The following is a 19,998-nucleotide window of genomic DNA, read 5'->3' as shown; positions in this document are numbered from 1 at the left end:
GAAGCGCTGGCGCCCTGGCGAGATGCGCTGGCGCTGGTGTGTAGCTGGGCTGCTACATGCCGAGCAGCACTTCCGGTGCGTAGATGGCTACCGGCACATCCCCGCATTGCTGAGTGCACTGGAACGGTCCGCGTCACCGAAAGAAATTGACGCAACAGAGAGAGTTGCCTAAAGTGATGTGGGAGCCGCTAGGAATTTCAACTAACCGAGGGACATGCTCATACCTGATGTACAGGCATGTGTACTGGCATCACGCCGTGCGGATAGTACAGGCAATGCTAAAGAGAGTCGTTCTGGATGAAGGACTGTCTCCAGAGAAGATCCAAGACAAAACCGACACGCAGCTCCTATCCATGCTTGAGAGAAGTAGAAACCCTTTGTTTGGGCGTATCATGAAGCGACACCTACACAAGCGTGGGCGCAGCATTCCCGGGTACAGATTCAAAGGAAGCCTCACGGGATTCTACGACGACGTCCGCCGGAAGAACGCCGAGAAAGAACTGTGCAGTCAGGCGCGGCGTTCGGTACAGAGGCAGGTGGAGGACTGGGAAATACTGATCGACGTGCCAGACGCGAAGCGGACGATCGAGACAACGCAGCTGAAGAGGATCTTGGTGCACTACAGAGAGGGCGAGTTGCCTAGGCGACAGCGCAACCCCAGCCCGTTCACCGACAAGTTCGTGTCCATTCTTCCCCGCAGCATACTGCAGTCCTTTGTCAAGAACGTGCGGCGCATCCGGGTCATCTGCAGCGAAGACCTAGTCGACTTTGTCAGGGTAACGGCAACCAACAAGCGACTCAAGGAGCTGATTGGCATCAACTAGGGGACGGCTGGAGTATTGAACTGCCGCGAATGACCTGCGGACGATTCGCGAACGAACCGTCCACGAACACTTCAGGAGCAGCACGTTATACTATGATTGCCTGTTGCCTACTGCTTGACACGGAGACCGCTGCCCCCTAACATGTGTCGTCAGATGCAATCAGAGGTTGTCGTACATTGTCATAGGTAATGACGACTTGTTGCCACTGCTGGCCGACATAGGGAGGCTGCGTTGAAGATAGAATCAGACAAATGGTACCCAATTGAGCAGTGCGCGGCCGCGCTAGAAGTGACCGAGGACGCCGTGGCACGCTATTTCCGAGCCAAGAAGGGGTCGAGGCGACTCAGCGGTGAGAAGCGAGGCCCTCGCCAGAAGTGGCACGCCAAAGGTCGCGAACTCATCGACTTCAGGAAGCGTCTGAACTACAACGACTAATGAATCTACACTCGATGGTGGCGGCTAGGCCCTGGCTGGGCCGCAAGACGCTGCAGGATTGCCCATAATGGCGGTCTTCTCCGACAAGACGATCAAGAGGCTATGCGCAGCCCCGACACTGCTGGTGGAGCCATACGATGTGAATCTTGTCAAGCCCGCCAGCTATGACCTCTCTGTTGGAGACCAGTTCAGGATCGGCAAGAGGGACGGCAAGTTGGGCCAGAGAGGGGCGTCCTTCTCAATACCGAGCAACGAGGTGGCGTTCGTCATTACCGAACAAACCCTGACAATGCCGTGCGATGCTGCTGCCAGCGTGTCTATCTGCCACAGCCTCCTCAAGCAGGGCGTCATTCTAGCGGCGCAGTCTCAGATAGACCCGGGCTACAAAGGCAAGGTCGTGGCGTTGCTGTACAACTTCTCCAACAAAAGCGTGAAGTTGAAGCGCGGCGAGCACTTGGTGACAATCGAATTCCGCAAACTGGACGACACGCCGGATAGCACCTATAGTGGTACGTATCAGAATCTGGACAGCATCGAGAAATTCGCGCAAGAGCCCATCGACAGCAGTCTGCTGTCGTTGCGCCGCGAGATAGGCGGACTTCAGAAGACTTTCTACAGAGCTTTGCCATTAATCCTGTCGGCCATCAGTGTGGCCGTGGCGGTGATCACGGTGATTCTCATGTTCAACACAATTGCACCAAGCGTCGCCAAGAGGCCTCCAGAGCGCTCGCCTACTCAGGGTGATACGTTCTCAGGTTCAGGAGATCGTGACTCGAACCAGAATGACACCTCCCGTGTGCCTGGTTCGCAGGGCATGTCGCGAGACTCCGGCAAGAAGACTACCACGAAGCCAGCCAAGGGCAACCAGCGGTGAGCGTCTACAGCCAGCCTGCGCGTAGCTTGGCTTCTTGCGACCTTGTCATCGTCGGTGCTGGGCCGGCCGGGATGTTTGCCGCGCGGAAGTGCCTTGAGGAGGCGCCCGGCCTGCGGGTCGTGATGCTCGACAAAGGCAAGCCTGTGTCGACGCGGTGCTCGCCAAGGCACTGTCGAGACGGCCGTGAGGAAGCCGTCAACCGGGTGTCCGGTGCGGGTGGAGCCGGTCTCTTCTCTGACGGGAAGCTGGTTCTCACTCTCAGGGCCGGGGGCAAGCTGGACGGAGTCTTCGCGCAGGAGGAGAGGGCAAACCAGTACCTACGCTACGTCGAGCGTGTACTTACCGCATACGACGGGTATTCCGTAAGAAAAGACAAGCCCGCCAGCCAGTGGCAGGTCTACGCTGACGCGATGGCGCAACGAGGCATCACGTACAAGCATCTACCAGTTCGGCATATGGGGTCGGAGAACCTTAGGGCGGTGGTCGGGCGGTTCTTCCACGATTTGCTGCGCCGCAAACTGGAGACCGGCTTTGAACACGAGGTCACTTCCATCAAACGAGAGAAGGACTGCTTCCGAGTGCGGTTCTCCGACGGCACCGGCAGAAGGAATTCTCTTCTGGCACGGAACGTACTGCTAGCGCCAGGCAAGGAAGGTTCGCGAGCGAGTTGGTTCACTAGCTTCCTGGCTTGGCATGGCATCAAGAGCCAACCCAACAGGACCTACATCGGCGTCAGAGTGGAAACCAAGCCCTCCGAGTTGATGACGGAGTACTCGCTGGACCCGAAGTTCTACTGGCACTACGACGATGGGTCCAAGATGAAGACGCACTGCTACTGCCGTCATGGCCACGTCTCGTCCTTGCGATACTACCGGCTTCCACTTGCTGGAGGGCACAGCCCATACACCGAGGCAAATGAAGAGAAACCGGACACGCTGCACGCCAATTTCAGCATACTACTGGGAGACACTCCCAACGCCCGCTATGCCTGGAAGGACAGTGTTGGTATCATGCGACGCGTCCGGATGCACAGTGGCGGCGGGCTTTTGGTGCAGCGGTACGGCGATTTCCTTCGCGGCAGGGCGACAACGCCCGAACGGTTGTCCAAGAACTCCATCAAGCCGACCGACTCAACGGCTACCCCGGGGAATATCGCACAACTCGGGCTTCCGAACGGATTCAACGCCAAACTGGTTGACTTCGTAGGACGGCTGTCGAACGTGGACCCAGCCTTGGTGAGTGACGACACCCTGCTGTATGCGCCCGCTATTGAGTGGTGGATGCCGCGCGTGGACGCTGACGAGAACCTGCAGACACGGGTGGACGGCGCGTATGTCGCCGGCGACGGCGCCGGATTCTCACAGGGCATCGTCTACGCCGCTGCCACAGGGATTCGGGCCGCAGAGTCGATTCTCCGTTCCCTCCCGTGACGGGCCCGCTCCCGCGGGCCTTCTATCTCCGAGATACGCTACAGGTCGCCAAGGATCTCCTCGGGTGTGAACTCGTCCACAAGTCAGAGGCAGGCCTGACGTCGGGTCTGATCGTTGAGGTCGAGGCCTACATCGGCCCCCGCGACCCTGCCTCGCACGCATACAGGGGCATCCGATCCGACCGCACGCGTGTCCAGTACGAAGAAGGAGGACGAGCCTACGTCTACCGCATCTACGGCATGTACTGCTGCTTCAACGTGGTTACCCAAGGACAGGACATGCCGGAGGTCGTTCTGGTAAGAGCGCTGGAGCCACGCCGCGGGATCCCCGAGATGCGCCGGAGGCGCGGACTCGGAGCTGACGCTGACCTCCGTAGTCTGACCAGCGGCCCGGGACGTCTATGCCAAGCAATGGGCATCGACATGGCGAGCTATGGGCTCGACCTTTGTAGCAGGAGGCTTTTCGTCAGGGCCGGGCACCCCGGTGCCAAGAGGGACTTAGTGGCAACCAGACGTATCAACATAGACTACGCGGGGGCGGCGGCCAACTGGCGTTGGCGGTTCTACCTAAAGGACAATCCGTTCGTGTCGCGTCCCCTGTTCCCGAAACGTCATTAGCCGACCGGCGATACGAAGTACGCAGGTGCCTGAATAGCCCGGGCGTGCGACCCCAAGCCCCAAGGCGCGTGCAGGTGGTCATTCGGACCGCCTACTGCTCCCCGAAGGGGCCCGAGTTATACGGGAGATTGGCAGCAGGGCTCAGGTTCCGGGAATGCCTGCGGGGTGCTGTCGGGCGGTGCAGCAAGACCGAGGTTTCAGGATTGAAGATTGAGGGTCCGGTGCCGAGTTCCGAGGGGGTGCTTTCGGGGAGTTTCGGGGACACATCACTTATCTCAATCTGAAGCGAGTCAAGGGCTAGTCTACGCGCCCCAGTTCCGTCCGCCCATTTGACACCGCCCTGCACCGGCCTAGAATCCTGCCGATGAGCCGGGCGCAGGTTCCGCGAGACGCCCTCCGCAAAGGCACGCCAAGCCGAGGTTCTAAAACAAGGGAGGAGTTGTGAGCAACGACAAGCTGGGGCGACTGGAGAAGGTAGACCTTCGCAAGGTCTGGAAAGAGGAGTCCGGGCAGTTTACGCCGTGGCTGGCCCAAGAGGAGAATCTGCGCCTGCTGGGCGAGACGCTGGGGATGCAGCTTGAGTTGGTGCAGCAGGAGAAAGCGGTAGGCAGGTTCATGGCCGATATCTTGTGCAAGGACTTGTCCAATGACTCATGGGTGGTGATAGAGAACCAACTGGCGCGCACCGACCATTCCCACCTTGGTCAGATACTAACATACGCTGCCGGACTCGAGGCGGCGACGATGATCTGGATTGCCCCGGAGTTCACCGAGGAGCATCGCGCGGCTCTGGACTGGCTCAACGAGCACACGGACGAGAAGACCTCATTCCTGGGTCTGGAGGTCGAACTCTGGAGGATCGGCAACTCACCTCCTGCCCCGAAGTTCAGCATCGTGGCCAAGCCCAACGACTGGAGCAGGGTAGTCCGTGCAGACGCAGAGCGGGCCGGGATGACCGAGTACCGGCGGACGCAGTTGGAGTTCTGGACCAAGTATCGTGAGTACATGACATCGTCCAAGAGCAGGGTTCCATGCCAACCGCCCGCGGCGAGACACTGGCTCAATCACAACGTCGGCTGGCCGGGAATGTGGCTCTCGTCGATTACGTCATACTGGGATTCAGAGAGTGGCAAGGCGGGCCCAGAGATTCGGGTCGACCTTTACATGAGCGGCAGCAGCGCGAAAAGGCACTTCGCTCAGCTCAATGAGCAGCGCGAGGACATCGAGCGTGAGCTCGGCCTACAGCTAGTCTGGTACAATCCAGAGGACAAGCAGGCGTGCCGCATCTACACGCGACGGGCAGCGGACGTCATGGATCGGACCACGTGGCCACAGCAGTTCGAGTGGCTCAGAAAGAACGTTGAGCTGTTCTACAAGGTCTTCGCCCCGCGCGTCAAGAAGCTGGGGACAGAGGAGACAACATGAACTACTGGCGCATGGCGTTCAGATGGGGGTCTCAGGGCTTCGAGCTTTGGCCCACGTGTCGCTCTAAGAACGTTGCCGCGATAGGCTACTTCGGCTACCGCATGCGTCCTATCGTCGGCGACTGCTCAGAGGTGCCCGTGGCCGACTTCGACAACGTGTGGCGCAGGAAGTGGCCTGAGAATACCACAGCTCGCGTCAGCCTCAGAAGGTTCATCTACGAGATGAAGCCCGGCGACATCATCTACGCGAAGAATGGCCCACGGATAGTCGGCAGGGGAAAGGTCGTCAGCGAGTATCTGTACGACCCAGCTGTCATGGATGATCCAGACCACCCGCATGATCACTATCGAAGGGTCGAATGGAATGCGACCTTCAGGCCCATCCCGCTGAAGCTAGGCGCAGAGCAGTGGACGGTGCTCCCCCTGAATGATAGCCAGCTGCGTTCTCTGGGCGTAGCCGAACGGACAGCGACCGCAAGGTCGAGAACTATGGAAGCCCGCGAGGGTGAGGTCTATCGGTCTGAGATCCAGTTCCGTAAAAGGAACAGCGCCCTGATCGCCGCGAAGAAGATGCACTCGGACTATCGGTGTGAAGTCTGCGGCATGCACTACGGAGAGCGGTACGGTGACACAGGTAGGGACTACATCGTGGCCCATCACCTGAAGCCGGTCGGAGTCCGAACGCGGGCTTCGGTCACAAGGCTCTCGGACATCGCTCTGGTCTGCTCCAACTGCCACGACATGCTGCACCGCAGAATCCCACCTTACTCCATTGAACTACTCCGACGCCTGCTGAAGCGCTCGCAGCGCGCCGAATTGGGAGCAGCAGAAGACTCCTGAGTCGCGGGGCCGCCTCCCAATTCCGAACGCCAAACTCCGAACGACGAATTGAGGTCCTGATGATTCCCAGTCGCGGGGACGGTCGCGGGCGATGAAGTCCGACGCAGACCCGGTTCGGTCGTCGTCCGGACCGAATCCTATCCGGCGCTTCCTGGGACCGGGCTCTGCAGACTGCATGAGCATGCGCAGGGCGGCGAAGACGACCTGGAAGTTTCTGTCATGGGACGCGAACTTCGCCTCGATCTCCGCCAGTCTCAGCGCCACCTGGCGATAGTCCGCGGCGGCACGGGTGAGCCGCACGAAGGCGCGAACTACGAAGACGCTCACTTCAATTGCCCGCGGCGAGTTGAGTATCGTTGCCGCCATGACTGCGCCGTGTTCCGTGAATGCAAGAGGCAGATACTTGATGTTGCTGCCGCGTTTCAATGTCGCATTCTGCGATCTTGGAGCGGGGTCGTTCAAGGTCACAATTTGTGACCTTGAAGCCTCCGTTTCTTCCCAAGTGAGCTGAAACATGAAGTCAGGAGGAAAGCGCTCCGCGTTACGCTTGACGGCCTGGTTGAAGACCTTGGTGGAGACGCCGTACAATGCGGCAAGGTCGTGACTCAGCATTACCTTGCGACTGCGTATCTCCAGTATCGCGTTATCCAGCCGTTCGGCCGGTATGAGGTAGCCCGAGTCCTTGGGCTTGGGGAAAACCCGCCACAAGCCACAAGCCTCCAGCTAGCGCAAGCTCAAGCACAAGCTCAAGCGAGCCGAAGGAGTTCCGGTGACGCGATAGCAGCCTTCTGAGTCGCGGAAGCGGGCGGCGGGAGGCTAGAATTGAGCGGTGAGGCGGCCGGAGAGGGTGTGGGTCGGCGTGCCCGAGAGGACGAAGGCGGACTGGTAGTTGAGCTGGACGTAGAGGAACTTGAGCAGGTTCAGGTTGAACCCCGCGGCCGGGCGGAGGGAGACCTTCCAGGGGTCGGGGACCCAGCCCGAACCCGTGGCCGAGAACGTCCGCTGTTCGCAGGCCATGCCGAAGCCGACGGTGGCGTAGGAGCGGGAGTTGAAGCGGAAGAGCGCCTCGGCATTGGGTGTGATGCTCTGCGGGTGCAGGGTCAGCGCCGCGCCGTAGAACTCCGCGTCGAAACCGTAGGTGGTGGTGAGTCGCGTGCGGAGGAGTTCCGACCAGGGCATGTTCCACTCGAAGTAGAGGTTGCGGCGCGTGGTCTTCGGCAGGCCGGAGGCGACGCGCGAGTTGAAGAGGGCGGTGAACATGCCGAGGTGCTCCGGCTCGTACTCGGCCCGAAGTTCGTCTTCGGTCGAGGGCTTGAGCTCGGGCAGGCCGTAGTAGGCGGTGCCGTTGTTGCCCAGCGTGCGTCTGGCGCGGAGGGTGAGACGGGTGAAGGGCTGGAGTTGCACCGTGCCGTAGAGAGTCCGGAGGTCATTGGCGGAGGAGATGGCGGCCGAGCCGGGAAGGGAGGAGAGAGGAGAGAGGAGCAGGAACGGCCGGGCGTAGGCGGAGTCGAGGTTGCGTACGTACTCGTCGAAGTTGGAGCCGGTGCCAAGCGAGAAGTTGACGACCGAGAGCCTGGACCACCAGCGGCCGGGCGCGATCTGCAGATTGTTGTAGAAGTAGCTCTGGAGTGCGAGGTCCTGGCTTGGGCCGAGCGGGCTCGCCTCGGACTCGAGTTTGTATGAGCCGGTGTAGAAAAGGCCGGGAACGACGTCGACATTGAGCTGGCCGCGCAGTTCGTCGTCGCGGCGCGTCTTTTCGCCGTCGCTCGACAGGCCGTTGTTCCGGTAGCGGACGCTGCCCTGGACCGGGAAGGGCAGGGCGAAGGTCGCCTCGGCGATGTACTCAAGGGAGTGGTCAAGTGGTCCAGTGGTCAAGTGGTCGAGTGAGGTGTTTTGGACTATGCCGCTCAGCTTGAGTTTGGATTTTAGGAGCGTGAACTCGTAGCCCGCGTTTGCCTTGGCCCGGAGTTTGTTGCCGTCCGGCAGGCGGTCATTGGCCAGAAGCACGAAGCCGTTCGGGTATTTCGGGTTGAGGTAGCTCAGCTTGCCGGACAGGTAGTTCGCAGCCTGGAGCGAAGCGCTGGAGAGAGTGTCGGCGAGGTACTCGCGCTTGAACGACCCGTCGAAGCGGAGCTGCGACAGCGGCTCGACCCCGACCGTGGCAGCGGCCGAATGGCGGAGCTGGCCATAGCGCCGATCTCCCGCGCCGAACTCTTCGAACCCCGGGGCGAATCCGCGGTACTGGGCTGCGGCGCTGAAGATGCGGTAGTTCCCGTTCAGGGAGTAGTCCTGCGCCAGCGCCCCGTCGGTGTTGACTGCCAGCTGGGGCGCGAACTTCAGGCTCTTGTCGGTGCCTGCGCCCGCCTCGGCCCGTCCCGAAAGGTGGACGATGTTCTCGTCTGCGACCCGCGAGAAGCCCGGTGCCAGCATCACGCCCCGGCCGAAGGCAATGGCGGGCTGGCCCGAGAAGAGCATTTGCTTCGTCGTCCAGGTTTCCGGCTTTTCGACCGACGAATACCGCACGTCAATCTGGCTGAAGTCGGTGACCGCGTCTTTCTTGAGGAAGAGGAGGATGGCCGAGGTGTAGTCCATCACGTAGTCGGACCCGCGGGTCATCGCCACGCCGTCGACCAGCACAGTTTCGCTGTTCCGCACGACCGGAGCGTGTCTGAGGCCGTAGAAGGCCGACTGGGAACGGTATGACGCGCGCAGGGAGTAGAGCGAGGGAGAGAGGGAGTCGGCGACAATGGGCGAGGGGAGAGTCAGGAATCCAAGGTCGTGGTTGATGAATGCCGGGTCGACCCTGCCGTCGCGGTCGTCGTCGAGGCCGAACTCGGACAGGGCACGGACGGCGCCGGTGGTATCGGTAATCACGAGTTCAAACGTCCCGGGCGTGATGTCCGGCCCGAAGAAGTAGGTGTTTTTCAGCGCGTTGCCGGTGACCGACTCGGACTGGAGGACTTGCGCGCCCGCGTCTGTCACCAGGACGAGTGCGTCGTCGGGGTTGCGCGCGCCGAGCAGGTGGATGACGCCGCCGTCGCGGTCGACGAAGTAGTCCGTGCCGCGGACGAGCGGGTCGAAGTCGCCGATGACGCCGCCCACCGTTAAGCCGGTGCGGGTGCGGGGCGTATTCGTCGCCGGGTTGCGGTCGTCGGCGAAGAGAGTGTCCCAGAGGAAGGGGCGAGAAGTGAGGAGCGATGAGCGATTGGGGATGCGGTAGAAGAGACCGCGCGCGTAGTTGACGTCGGGCCTGGTTACTTCCTTGTCCACCGAGCGGCCGGTGAAGAATTCAGAGCGGAGCGCGGATTCGATACGGCCGGCTTGCAGGTCCAGAGCCAGGGATCGGGGGTCAGGGGTCGGGGAACGGGGAAGGACGAGGCGCGCGTTCGCACCGAAGAGGGAGAATTGCGGGATGAGGTCGAACTCGAGGTATTCAGATCTCAGCTTGCCGCCGCTGGCGCGGTGGAGCAGGTCGTTCGCGATGCCCCGATACCCGAGGCCGTAGGCGACCTGGTCTTTGTCCGAATCGTCGTAGAAGAGCGAGAGCGTACGGCCCGACCGGTGCTGGGCCGCAAGGTTGAGGCCGAAGTTCTCGAAGTCGCTGGTGGTGACAGCGCCGCCCGAGAACGTGCGGGTCTGCGAGTAGTAGGCGCGCCCGGAGAGCCGAATGTCGGTGCCGGGCACAATTCTCAAGTGCGCACCCGCGTCGTCGAGAAAGGCGAGTTGCTCCCTGCGCGCCTGCGGCGGTACGAACTCCTCGCGTTTCCAGAGCGCCTGCTGGCGGTCGAAGTACTGGATGCTGCCTGCGGTCAGGGCGTAGATGAAGCGTTGATCGGTATACACCCGGACGAGGGCGGCGTCCTCGAGGCCGTTGCTTCCGGTCCAGACCTGCCGGGTGTTGTTCTTGGTATCGAGGACCAACAGGCCCGCAGGGGACGCGAACGTCATCTCCGAAGCGGTCAGGAATGCATCAGTCACGCCCTCGGGAAGGCCGATGAGCTGCGGTACGCTCCAGCGGTCCGAGCCGGGGTCGAAGAGGAACGGGCTGCCGCTCACGGCGCAGAGTACAGTGTCACCGAGCGTGGAGAAGTCGGCGACCCGGATGGGGCTCTGCTCGGACCAGGACGCGGCGTCTTTCCGGTAGCCGGCCAGCCGGGAGCCGCCCGCGAACCAGATCCGGCTGGTCGTGGCGATGATGCGCGCGTAGGAGTCGGCCGGGGCCGGGGTCTGGTCGATGCGCTCGAACTTCGGGTCGTAGCGGAGCACGCCGGCGTCCGACGCTATCCAGAGTCCTTCTTTCTCAGCGAGCAAATCCAGAACCGGCGTGTCGAGAAGTTGGTGCTGCCAGGTTTCCGAGTACTTGTCGAACCGCGCCAGGCCCGAGTCGCCTCCGGCCCAGACGTAGCGGTCGTCGAAGGCGAGCGCGCGTACGGTTCCGGGCAGGTCGTACGTCTGCCAGTCGCTGACCCGGACGTCGGCCGAAGCGAGGCCGGAGTCGGTCGCGACCCAGAGCACGCCCTCGTCGAGGCCGAGTGCCAGCGCCCGGTTCGAAGGCAGACCGCTCGCCGTGGTAATCCGGCTCCAGGTTTCGGAATTGCGGTCGAAAGTGTAGATGCCGTAGTCAGTGGCGAAGAAGAGAAACTCCGAGGCGTAGGAGTCAGTCGCGCCGTCGAGGATTATGGGACGGTCAGCCGTGCCCTTCGCGGTCACGGCAAGAAGGCAGAGGAGCAGCTCGGTCACTGCTCTTCTTGGATGAAACCGGAGGGGAGATCCTCCTGCGGTTCGTCGCCGCAGGAGCGGAGCCGGGCCTTCTCCGGCGTCTTGTACCAGCCCGTCTTCTTCCGGTCAGCGGCCATGGAGAAGACCTGGATTGCGGCCGGGCCATCGATCGGGCAGCGCGACTCGCACAGTCCACAGCCGACGCAGGCCGCCTCATTCACGAACGGCCGGCCCAGTGTCGTGGCGAGTATCGTCTGGTTGCGCGAATCGATGGCGTTGTACGGGCAGGCCTCGTCGCAGACGAGGCAGGCGCGGTCCTGTTCCCAGGCCAGGCAGCGCGACCGGTCGATCACCGCGGTGCCGATGCGCGCATAAGTCTTCTCTTCAAGCGGCAGGTTGCGGATGGCCGCGGTCGGACAGACCTGTCCGCAGAGATTGCAGTTCTTCTCGCACGCGCCGATGCGGGGTGCGAGGCGGGGGGTCCAGAGCCCGTCGAACCCGGACTCGAGGACCGCGGGCTGGAGCCCGTTGGTCGGGCAGGCCTTCATGCAGCGGCCGCAGCGGATGCAGGCGTTGAGGAAATCGGGTTCCGGTATCGAGCCCGGCGGCCGGAGCAGGCGGCCCTGCAGTTTGCGGTGGACGACGGACCTGGCCAGCGGGGCAGCGACCAGGCCGGAGCCCAATGCGATGATGGCCTCGCGGCGGCCAACGTCCAGGGGCTGCGGTACGGGCTTCACGCAGTACGCGATGACGCTGTCCGGGCAGGCGTGCAGACAGGCAAGGCAGCCGATGCACTCGGCGGCGTCGACTCTTGCGCGTCCGGAGTCGATGGCGCCGGTCGGGCAGGCCTTCGCGCATAGCCCGCAGGCTTTGCACTCCCCGCGGAACGAGAACTTGAAGAAGGAGAACCTGGAAATCAACCCCAGCAGGCCGCCCAGAGGGCAGAGGTTGCGGCACCAGAAGCGCGGGGCGGCAAGACCGAGCCCGAGGATGAACACCAGGGACGCGAGGGCGAGCAGCGTCTCGGTGAAGACCGCTGGGCGCAGGGCAGAGACCAGCCCGATGAAGTGCGACGTGCCGGGGTAGAAGACGAGGGTGAGCGAGCGCGAGAGGATGGCCAGCGGGTCGAAGAAACCGACAAATGATGCGCCGACCGCGGCGGCGACCACGAGGAAGATGAGAGTGAAGAACTTGCCCCGGCGCCAGGCGTCGGCCGGCGGGCTCTTGCGCTTGAGCACGGCGCCGGCCAGGTCAACAGTCGTGCCCAGCGGGCAGACGAACCCGCAGAAGAAGCGGCCGAAGAGGAAGGTGGCCGCGACGACGACGAGGGAGAGCAGACCTGCGGCCAGCACCGCCCGGTTCGCAATCGAGATCACGAGGAAGAGCAGCGGGTCGAAACGGAAGAAGATGTCGGAGAGGGCGGGCGAGGCACCGTAGCGGATGCGGGTGAAGAGCGCAATGAATAGGAACAGGAACGCGAGCTGTATCAGCCAGCGCAGGACTCGGACAGCGAAGCCCGGCTTCGTCTTCACAGGGCAGTCTTCAGACGGAAGCCGCCTATCAGACCGTAGCCTGCTTGATGTCCATCTTCGCCGTGTCGATCTCGCCCAGGCCCATCTCGGCCGCCGCGACGATGTGCTTGACGCTCTTGCCGGCGAACGACTTGTTGTACCACTGGGTGATGCCTACGGCATACGAGTCGACCGCTACCGGATCGGTGCCAGCGATGACCATGTCCAAAGCCACGGTCTTGCCCGGCCCTCCCGGACCGCCGCTGGTCAGGGCCCGGGTAGCGTCGATTATCGTCAGGTCAGGCTTGACGAGCGAGGCCAGGTCGGCGATTGCCTGGTGCAGGTTCATCTGGTGGAGAGCACCCCGGTCCCAGATCAGGCCCATCAACCCTTTCATGCCGAGGCTGACGCCGGTCGCGGAGTGGGACTTGGCGGTCGGCAGGTTGATGAACTTGTCGGACTCGAGCACGACCTTGGCTACCCGGGCGGACTTCAGCTCCTTGCCGGAGGGTATGGTCGTATCCGCGAACTGGCGCTCCTTGCTGAGGGCGAGGAGGCTGACCTTCTCCTTGTCCACCAGGGCGGAATTCATGCCGCTCCGCTCGATGCAGAGCGCCGCTTCCTGGATCGGGTAGTCGAAGAGGACGACGCGCGCAGCGCCGGCGGCGAGGCAGAGCTGCACGACCTGCCGGGTGATTTCAGCGCTCGTAGTCGCGCCACATTCGCTGTTGGCGGCGAAGGAGAAGTTGGGCTTGATGCAGACCTTGTCGCCGGGCTTCACGAACCTGCCCATCCCGCCGAGCAGGTCGAGCGCTCCGCCGACGAGCTTGGCTTTGTTGCCGCGAGCCACAGCCACAACCGGGCCGGCGTCCTTACCGGGGACGGCTCCGAGCAGTGCTTTGGGCAGCAGCGCAGCCGCGGCGATGCCGATCCCGGTCTTGAGGAAGTCGCGGCGGTTCATTTCGTTTCCCATCTATCTGGCCGTATCGCGGATGGCCGACGAGACGTTCCGGGCGAACAGCCTGGCCACGTCCTGGGCTGCGGATGACTTGTCCATGATGTCGGCCCGGAAGTAGAAGCGGCCGTCCCGGAACTCCACGCGGTAGGCGAAGAGGAAGCTCTCGTCCGTGCGCGCCTCGACACCGGGGTTATCACCGGTCCAGGGCACCTCGGTGCCGGCCGTTACTGCCGCATACACGTTCTTCGCATTCGTCGTGTCGCCCATGTCGAAGATCCTGAGGTTGAGTTCGACCTGCGAGCCCCCCACGTCTCCGGTGTAGTTCTGAAACGCGCACTTGGTAAAGTGGTTGTCGTCATAGGGCACGGCCTCGCCGTCGATGATGGCCTCGAGCTGGGTCCCGGTTTCGGCCACTTGCATGGGCGAACTCCGCATCCAGCCGCTGATCTCATTGTCCCCGGGCACGAGCGTGACGACGTCGACCGGTTCGTTTGCGGGAGGTGTACAGGCCAGGCAGACCAGGGCGACGCAGCCGGCGAACAGGAGTTTCATGGCCATCTTCCTAGTTGACGACGGTTACCTTGCGGACACGCGTCGCGCCGGCACGGTTGAGCCGGAGGAAGTGCGTGCCCCGGGCCAGGCCCTGCCCGGTACGCCAGTCAACGCTGTGTCTGCCCTTCGGGAGCGTGCCGGCGAACAGCCGCGCTTCGATGCGGCCTGCCGCATCCACGAGGTCGAGCGACACCGGGCCGCGGCGCGACACGCCGAAGGTGACCGTAGCGCGATTCCGCAGCGGGTCGGGAGAGACCGAGAAGGCGACGTCGTCCGGGACCGGCTGGCCCGCCTCGCCGACACCGACATTGTTCAGCTCGATCAAGTTGATGTCGAGAGACCCGAGGTTGTAGGGCGGCGCCGCCGCGGTGGGCAGCTGGGGCGCATCCAGCGGGGGCAGGCTGTGGAGCGCGCGCTCGGCATTGATGACGTTCTGTCCCTGCTTGTCGCAGGCAACCGGGTCCTTGCTCATCAGCAGCAGCTTGGGGTTGAAGTTGGGCGAGCCGCCCGGCCCGCCGGAGTACATCGCGAACAGGCCGTCGATGAAGAAGAGTTTCTGGATGTTGTTCGGCGTTATGAGGTCACGGATCTGCTGGTTCAGGGAGGGAATGGCCGGGCTGCAGCCGCTGGAGTGCTGGAGAGTGCCGGGGCTGTGGACCGAGCCGTAGTGGTTCTTCATGCTGAGCGTGAGCACGGCCGAGCCGTGGGTGCGCAGCACCGCTGCATCAATCAGGTAGTCAATTGTCTGACTCAGGATTTTGCTCGGGTTCTGACTGGAACCGTTGACGTTGAACGTCAACCCGGAATCGTATCCGTAGCCGGATTCGTTGGTGCCGAAGCAGCGGACGGTGTCCGGGTCGGAGCCGGTGTACTTGGTGTAGCCGCCGTTGGTCAGCTCGTTGTTCGTCCGGTCCCAGATAATGATGTTGTTCTTCTTGAACTGCGAGCCGCCGACGTCCATCTGCGCCAGCCCGTTGCAGATGCAGCGAACCACCGCAGGATTGGTCTTGTGCGCCGAGTTAATGCAGTTGACCTTGATGCCGATGATGCTGGTATCGGTGATGCCGGGGAAGATCGACTTCCAGGCCTCGCCGACGTTGCGGACGCCAGCCAGGGCCATGATCGATTCGTCCACCATCATCTGCACGACCGGCTCGTTGATGGTGCTGCCGCTGGTCGCGCCATCGTGGAAGCACTGGACCACGTCGCTCGCGTCGAGCGTCGGCCACAGCTTGCGGTCGAACGCGGACAAGAGTTGCGGTTTCGCGACGAGGCCGAGGGCGCCGACGCCGACGTACTTCAGGAAATCACGCCTTGATACTTCTCTCAATGTTCCTCCGTGAAACCGGGCTGATCCGGCGCTGCCGAGACTGGTATGGGACTCACTACCGACTAGATTATCCCGCATCCGGCGGACCGGGTCAAGCGCAGTTCGGCCGCAGCTTGACCCGCGGCGGGCGCGCTTCTATAGTCTTGGTGTGAAAGAACGCGAACAGCCCGGAGGTAAGCACCCGTGTTCGGAGTGAACTGGCAGGAAGTACTGCTCATTGTCCTCATTGTCCTGCTTCTGTTCGGGGCCAAGCGGATCCCGGAAGTGATGCGCTCCCTCGGCCGAGGCGTGCGCGAGCTCAAGCAGGGAATGAAGGAGATTGACAAAGCCGAGCCTGCAGAAGACAAAAAGGACGACCAGGGGCCGAAGGCGGACTGACCCGATAGTGCTCTAGTGCTCGAGTGCACCAGTCCGCGGGAACGAAGTGCACGAGTGCCCCAGTGCGCAAGTGCGGTCCGTTGACAGATGGCTGACACGTACCGGGATCTGAGGGCCTGGCAGAAGGCGTTTTCCCTCAGCCTCGACGTCTACCGTGCGACGAAGTGCTTCCCGAAGTCGGAAGTCTACGGCCTTGCTGCCCAGATGCAGCGGGCTGCGGTTTCAATACCATCGAACATCGCCGAGGGATTCGGCCGACGCACGACCCCCGATTTCCTGCGATCCCTCTACATAGCCTACGGCTCCATCTGCGAGTTGCAGACACAGATTATGCTCGCCACCGAGCTCGGGTACATCAAGAGCAACACGAGCGTCAGCTTGCTTCAGTCTGCCGGCGATGTCGAGAGGCTGACCAAGGCGTTCATACGCGCTCTGGAACGGAAACGCGCACAGCTCTAGAGCCTCTGTGCCCTTCTCCTCCTTGCACCGGAACACGAGAGCACTTCTCTTCTCGCACTTGTGCACTTGAGAACTAGAGCACTCTCCTAGTGACCTTCCTCGACCACCTGGAAGAACTCCGCAAGCGCATCTTCTACTCGCTCATCGCGCTGGGCGTGACCGCGGTTGTCGCGTTCTTCTTCTCGCAGCAGGTGCTTGATCTGCTTACCCGGTCCGTGCCGAAGCTGGTGTTCCTCGCCCCGGCCGAAGCATTCGTCGTTCAGCTCAAGGTGGCCCTGACCACCGGCGTTTTCCTCGCCGCGCCGGTTATCTTCTACCAGTTCTGGCGGTTCGTCCGGCCGGCGCTGCAGAAGCACGAGGTGAAGTACATCTCCGCGGCGGTGAGCGTCTGCTCGTTGCTCTTCGTGGCCGGGGTCGCGTTCGCCTACCTGGTAGTCGTGCCGATATCGATGAGATTCCTGCTCGGCTTTGAGACGCCCAAGCTGCAGGCAATGATCTCCATCAGCGAGTACGTCGGCACGGTCGGCGCGTTCCTGCTTGCCTGCGGAGTCATCTTCCAACTGCCGGTGATAATGTTCTTCATGACCAAGCTCGGGGTTATCACCCCGAAGCTGCTGATGAAGAACCAGCGCATAGCGGTCGTGCTCGTCTTCATCGCCGCTGCGATCCTGAGCCCGCCCGACGTGTTCAGCCAGATCCTGATGGCGGTTCCGCTGCTCGCGCTGTTCGAATTGGGCGTGGTCGCTTCCTACCTGGCCAAAGCCCGCCGCAGCGCGGGGGGCTGAAGAGCCAGCTTCGTTAGAGGCGGTTGGGGGCGGCCGGCCTGCGGCTGAACCTAGTTCACAACCAGCACTTTGCGTACCCGGGTGGCGCCGCCGCTGTTCAGCCGGAGCAAGTGAGTGCCGGCGGCCAGTTGTCGGGTCGTGTGCCAATTGACGTTGTGCGTGCCCTGGCGGAGCGTGCCGGCGAAGAGGCGCGCCTCGGTCCGGCCAGCGGCATCCAGCAGCTCCAGCGACACCGGGCCCGGGCGCAAGACGGTGAACGTGACTGTGGCGCGGTCCCGCACCGGCTCCGGTGAAACAGCGAACAAGCCTTGACCGGTAACCAGCCTGGCGGACTCACCGACGCCGACGTTGTTCAACTCGATGAGATTGATGTCGAGCGAACCGAGGCTGTAGGGCGGTTCGGCCGCGACCGGTAGCCACGGCGCGTCGAGCGCCGGAAGGCTGTGGAGCGCGCGCTCGGCGTTGATGACGTTCTGTCCCTGCTTGTCGCAGGCAACGGGGTCCTTGCTCATCAACAGCAGCTTGGGGTTGAAGTTGGGCGGCCCGCTCGGCCCGCCCGAGTACATCGCGAACAGGCCGTCGATGAAGAAGAGCTTGTCCTTGGCGTTGGGCGTGATGACGTCGCGGATCTGCTGGTTGAGCGAGGGAATTGCCGGCGAGCAGCTGCTGGTGTGCTGCAACCCGGAGGCGTTGTGGACCGAGCCATAGTGGTTCTTCAGCGTCAGCGTCAGCTTGGCAGCCGCGTGGGTCTTCAGCACCGCGGCATTGATCTCGTAGTCGATCATCTTGCTCAGTATCTTGCTCGGGTTCTGGTTTGAGCTGCTCGCGACCACCAGGGTCGTATCCGTATCGAAGCCGACGCCCGACTCGTTGCTGCCGAAACAGCGGACCGTGTCCGGATCCGAACCGGTGTACTTCGTGAACCCGGCCACGTTGAGCTCGCTGTTCGTCCGCTCCCAGACAATGATGTTGTTCTTCTTGAACTGCGAGCCGCCGACGTCCATCTGCGCCAGCCCGTTACAGAGGCAGCGGACCGTCTCGGGCCGCGTCGGGCACTGCCCGCTCGCGCAGTTCACTTTGATGCCGATGATGCTGGCATCGGTGATGCCGGGAAAGATGGTCTTCCAGGCCTCGCCGACGTTGCGGACGCCAGCCAGGGCCATGATCGACTCATCTACCATCATCTGCACGACCGCCTCGTTGACGGTGCTGCCGCTGGTCGCGCCATCGTGGAAGCACTGGACCACGTCGCTCGCGGCGAGCGTCGGCCACAGCTTGCGGTCGAACGCGGACAAGAGCTGCGGTTTCGCGACGAGGCCGAGGGCGCCGACGCCGACGTACTTCAGGAAATCACGTCTTGATACTTCCTTCATGTTCCCTCCGGTCAACCGGGGTAGGACGATCCAATCGAAAGCAGGTCGACTTTCACAGTGGGATGGATTATCCCCTATCCTGGGAACCGGTCAAGCAAGCACTGGGCCAGCAGATGCCGGCGGATTCCGGCTGTGGGTGTCTACTTCACAATCAGCACGTTGCGAGTCCGGATGGCGCCGGCGCCGTTCAGGCGGAGCAGGTGAGTACCCGCGGCCAGCTGTCGGGTCGTGTGCCAGGTGACGCTGTGCCTGCCCGGGCGGAGGGTGCCGGCGAAAAGTCGCGTTTCGGTCCGGCCAGCGGCGTCCAGCAGCTCCAGCGACACCGGGCCCGGGCGCGAGACGGTGAAAGTGACTGTGGCGCGGTTCCGCACCGGCTCGGGCGAGACAGCGAACAGGCCGTCGTCGGCAGCCGGTCGACCGGTCTCGCCGACGCCGAGGTTGTTCAGCTCGATGAGGTTGATGTCGAGCGACCCGAGGTTGTAGGGCGGGTCTGCCGCCACTCTGATATGGTCCGCGTCGAGCGCGGGCAGGCTGTGGAGCGCGCGCTCGGCGTTAATCACGTTCTGGGCCTGGGCGTCGCAGGCCACCGTGTCCCGGGTCATCAGCAGCAGCTTGGGATTGAAGTTGGGCGCGCCACTCGGCCCCCCGGAATAGAGCCCGAACAGGCCGTCCACCACGAAGAGCTTCTGGATGTTGTTGGGCGTGATGACGTCCCGAATCTGCTGGCTGAGCGCCGGCAGGGCCGGACTGCATTTGTTCGTGTGCTGGCGGGCGTTGACCGAACCGTAGTGGTTCTTCAGGCTCACTGTCACGTCGGACAGGTTGTGCGTGCGCAGGGTCGCGGCGTTGATCACATAGTCGCTCATCTGACTGAGGATCTTGCTCGGATTCGCAGAGGTGCCGTTGATGTTGAGGGTCACGCCGCTGTCGTAGCCGACGCCGGAATGGTCAGTCCCGAAGCAGCGCACCGTATCCGGGTCGCTGCCGTCGTAGATCGTGAAGCCGGCCTGGGTCAACTGCGAATCGTGATCCTCCCAGACGATGATGTTGTTCTTCGGGAAGTTGCTGCCGCCGACGTCCATCCGGGCCAGGCCGTCAATCATGCAGCGCACGACCGCGGGATGGGTCGGGATGGCGCCGTTGCCGTTGCAGGCCTTGATGCTGACTATGCTGGACTGCGTGATGCCGGGGAAGATCGACTTCCAGGCCTCGCCGACGTTGCGGACGCCGGCCAGGGCCATGATCGACTCGTCCACCATCATCTGCACGACCGGCTCGTTGATGGTGCTGCCGCTGGTCGCGCCATCGTGGAAGCACTGGACCACGTCGCTGGCGTCGAGCGCCGGCCACAGCTTGCGGTCGAACGCGGACAGGAGCTGCGGTTTCGCGACGAGGCCGAGGGCGCCGACGCCGACGTACTTCAGGAAATCACGCCTCGATACGTCCTTCACAAGACCTCCATTCGACCGGCATGAGCCGACTTCAACGA

At 62.8% G+C, this 19,998-nt stretch carries 18 protein-coding genes; 10 read left to right on the top strand and 8 right to left on the bottom strand.

Going from position 1 to position 19,998, the window contains the following annotated elements; translation table 11 throughout:
- Positions 1 to 392 precede the first annotated feature (392 nt).
- The 7 genes from FJY68_03970 to FJY68_03940 all read left to right on the top strand — a co-directional run bounded on the left by FJY68_03970 (position 393) and on the right by FJY68_03940 (position 6,444).
- Positions 393 to 824: a hypothetical protein gene (locus FJY68_03970; protein ID MBM3330993.1), complete on the top strand. Its 432-nt coding sequence runs from the start codon at positions 393 to 395 to the stop codon at positions 822 to 824.
- 231 nt (positions 825 to 1,055) lie between these two features.
- Entirely contained in the window at positions 1,056 to 1,259 is a 204-nt protein-coding gene (locus tag FJY68_03965; protein MBM3330992.1) for a hypothetical protein, read from the top strand.
- Positions 1,260 to 1,326: 67 nt separating this feature from the next.
- Positions 1,327 to 2,133, top strand: coding sequence for a hypothetical protein (locus FJY68_03960; protein ID MBM3330991.1), 807 nt, complete (start codon positions 1,327 to 1,329; stop codon positions 2,131 to 2,133).
- 71 nt (positions 2,134 to 2,204) lie between these two features.
- On the top strand, positions 2,205 to 3,563 hold the full coding sequence (locus FJY68_03955) for a hypothetical protein (GenBank protein ID MBM3330990.1): 1,359 nt from the start codon (positions 2,205 to 2,207) through the stop codon (positions 3,561 to 3,563).
- Positions 3,560 to 4,180 (top strand): DNA-3-methyladenine glycosylase, encoded by a 621-nt coding sequence (locus tag FJY68_03950; protein MBM3330989.1) that lies wholly within the window; start codon positions 3,560 to 3,562, stop codon positions 4,178 to 4,180. Before FJY68_03955 ends, FJY68_03950 begins: the two co-directional genes overlap by 4 nt.
- 441 nt (positions 4,181 to 4,621) lie before the next feature.
- On the top strand, positions 4,622 to 5,605 hold the full coding sequence (locus tag FJY68_03945) for a DUF4268 domain-containing protein (protein ID MBM3330988.1): 984 nt from the start codon (positions 4,622 to 4,624) through the stop codon (positions 5,603 to 5,605).
- The gene (locus FJY68_03940) at positions 5,602 to 6,444 is read left to right on the top strand and encodes a hypothetical protein (protein MBM3330987.1); all 843 of its coding nucleotides are present in this window, start codon (positions 5,602 to 5,604) and stop codon (positions 6,442 to 6,444) included. Before FJY68_03945 ends, FJY68_03940 begins: the two co-directional genes overlap by 4 nt.
- Here the strand turns inward: FJY68_03940 and FJY68_03935 are convergent.
- The 6 genes from FJY68_03935 to FJY68_03910 all read right to left on the bottom strand — a co-directional run bounded on the left by FJY68_03935 (position 6,382) and on the right by FJY68_03910 (position 15,592).
- On the bottom strand, positions 6,382 to 7,056 hold the full coding sequence (locus FJY68_03935; GenBank protein ID MBM3330986.1) for an ORF6N domain-containing protein: 675 nt from the start codon (positions 7,054 to 7,056) through the stop codon (positions 6,382 to 6,384). The two genes, FJY68_03940 and FJY68_03935, sit on opposite strands and share 63 nt — an antisense overlap.
- Positions 7,057 to 7,260: 204 nt before the next feature.
- Positions 7,261 to 11,184 (bottom strand): hypothetical protein, encoded by a 3,924-nt coding sequence (locus tag FJY68_03930; GenBank protein ID MBM3330985.1) that lies wholly within the window; start codon positions 11,182 to 11,184, stop codon positions 7,261 to 7,263.
- Positions 11,181 to 12,695, bottom strand: coding sequence for a 4Fe-4S binding protein (locus tag FJY68_03925; protein ID MBM3330984.1), 1,515 nt, complete (start codon positions 12,693 to 12,695; stop codon positions 11,181 to 11,183). Before FJY68_03925 ends, FJY68_03930 begins: the two co-directional genes overlap by 4 nt.
- 28 nt (positions 12,696 to 12,723) lie before the next feature.
- Positions 12,724 to 13,647: a DUF362 domain-containing protein gene (locus FJY68_03920; protein ID MBM3330983.1), complete on the bottom strand. Its 924-nt coding sequence runs from the start codon at positions 13,645 to 13,647 to the stop codon at positions 12,724 to 12,726.
- Positions 13,648 to 14,184, bottom strand: a complete 537-nt coding sequence (locus tag FJY68_03915) for a hypothetical protein (protein MBM3330982.1) — start codon at positions 14,182 to 14,184, stop codon at positions 13,648 to 13,650.
- A 10-nt stretch (positions 14,185 to 14,194) separates the two neighbouring features.
- Positions 14,195 to 15,592, bottom strand: a complete 1,398-nt coding sequence (locus FJY68_03910; GenBank protein ID MBM3330981.1) for a DUF362 domain-containing protein — start codon at positions 15,590 to 15,592, stop codon at positions 14,195 to 14,197.
- A gap of 105 nt (positions 15,593 to 15,697) precedes the next feature.
- Between FJY68_03910 and FJY68_03905 the strand changes: the two genes are divergently transcribed.
- The 3 genes from FJY68_03905 (at position 15,698) to tatC (ending at position 17,136) form a co-directional block, all read left to right on the top strand.
- Positions 15,698 to 15,892 carry a twin-arginine translocase TatA/TatE family subunit gene (locus FJY68_03905; GenBank protein MBM3330980.1) on the top strand — a complete coding sequence of 65 codons (195 nt, stop codon included), beginning with the start codon at positions 15,698 to 15,700 and terminating at the stop codon, positions 15,890 to 15,892.
- 87 nt (positions 15,893 to 15,979) lie between these two features.
- Positions 15,980 to 16,351, top strand: coding sequence for a four helix bundle protein (locus FJY68_03900; protein ID MBM3330979.1), 372 nt, complete (start codon positions 15,980 to 15,982; stop codon positions 16,349 to 16,351).
- Between the two features lie 89 nt (positions 16,352 to 16,440).
- A complete protein-coding gene (tatC, locus tag FJY68_03895; GenBank protein MBM3330978.1) occupies positions 16,441 to 17,136 on the top strand; it encodes a twin-arginine translocase subunit TatC in 696 nt (231 codons plus the stop codon).
- Positions 17,137 to 17,186: 50 nt separating this feature from the next.
- Here tatC and FJY68_03890 read toward each other — a convergent pair whose 3' ends face one another.
- Complete coding sequence (locus FJY68_03890; GenBank protein ID MBM3330977.1) at positions 17,187 to 18,509, bottom strand: DUF362 domain-containing protein; 1,323 nt, start codon at positions 18,507 to 18,509, stop codon at positions 17,187 to 17,189.
- Positions 18,510 to 18,649: 140 nt separating this feature from the next.
- Positions 18,650 to 19,960: a DUF362 domain-containing protein gene (locus FJY68_03885; GenBank protein ID MBM3330976.1), complete on the bottom strand. Its 1,311-nt coding sequence runs from the start codon at positions 19,958 to 19,960 to the stop codon at positions 18,650 to 18,652.
- Positions 19,961 to 19,998 lie beyond the last annotated feature (38 nt).

Source organism: candidate division WOR-3 bacterium (genome assembly GCA_016867815.1).
Taxonomy (GTDB): domain Bacteria; phylum Hydrothermota; class Tepidihabitantia; order Tepidihabitantales; family Tepidihabitantaceae; genus UBA2258.
The sequence above is the reverse complement of the archived record's forward strand: the minus strand, read 5'-3'. Positions and strand labels throughout refer to the sequence as shown.

Bases quoted from the DNA above. Each gene is read 5' to 3' on its own strand.
- FJY68_03970 (MBM3330993.1), top strand. From the start codon at position 393: ATGAAGCGACACCTACACAAGCGTGGGCGCAGCATTCCCGGGTACAGA.
- FJY68_03960 (MBM3330991.1), top strand. From the start codon at position 1,327: ATGGCGGTCTTCTCCGACAAGACGATCAAGAGGCTATGCGCAGCCCCG.
- FJY68_03955 (MBM3330990.1), top strand. From the start codon at position 2,205: ATGTTTGCCGCGCGGAAGTGCCTTGAGGAGGCGCCCGGCCTGCGGGTC.
- FJY68_03940 (MBM3330987.1), top strand. From the start codon at position 5,602: ATGAACTACTGGCGCATGGCGTTCAGATGGGGGTCTCAGGGCTTCGAG.
- FJY68_03935 (MBM3330986.1), bottom strand. From the start codon at position 7,056: ATGCTGAGTCACGACCTTGCCGCATTGTACGGCGTCTCCACCAAGGTC.
- FJY68_03920 (MBM3330983.1), bottom strand. From the start codon at position 13,647: ATGGGAAACGAAATGAACCGCCGCGACTTCCTCAAGACCGGGATCGGC.
- FJY68_03915 (MBM3330982.1), bottom strand. From the start codon at position 14,184: ATGAAACTCCTGTTCGCCGGCTGCGTCGCCCTGGTCTGCCTGGCCTGT.
- FJY68_03910 (MBM3330981.1), bottom strand. From the start codon at position 15,592: ATGCGGGATAATCTAGTCGGTAGTGAGTCCCATACCAGTCTCGGCAGC.
- FJY68_03900 (MBM3330979.1), top strand. From the start codon at position 15,980: ATGGCTGACACGTACCGGGATCTGAGGGCCTGGCAGAAGGCGTTTTCC.
- FJY68_03890 (MBM3330977.1), bottom strand. From the start codon at position 18,509: ATGAAGGAAGTATCAAGACGTGATTTCCTGAAGTACGTCGGCGTCGGC.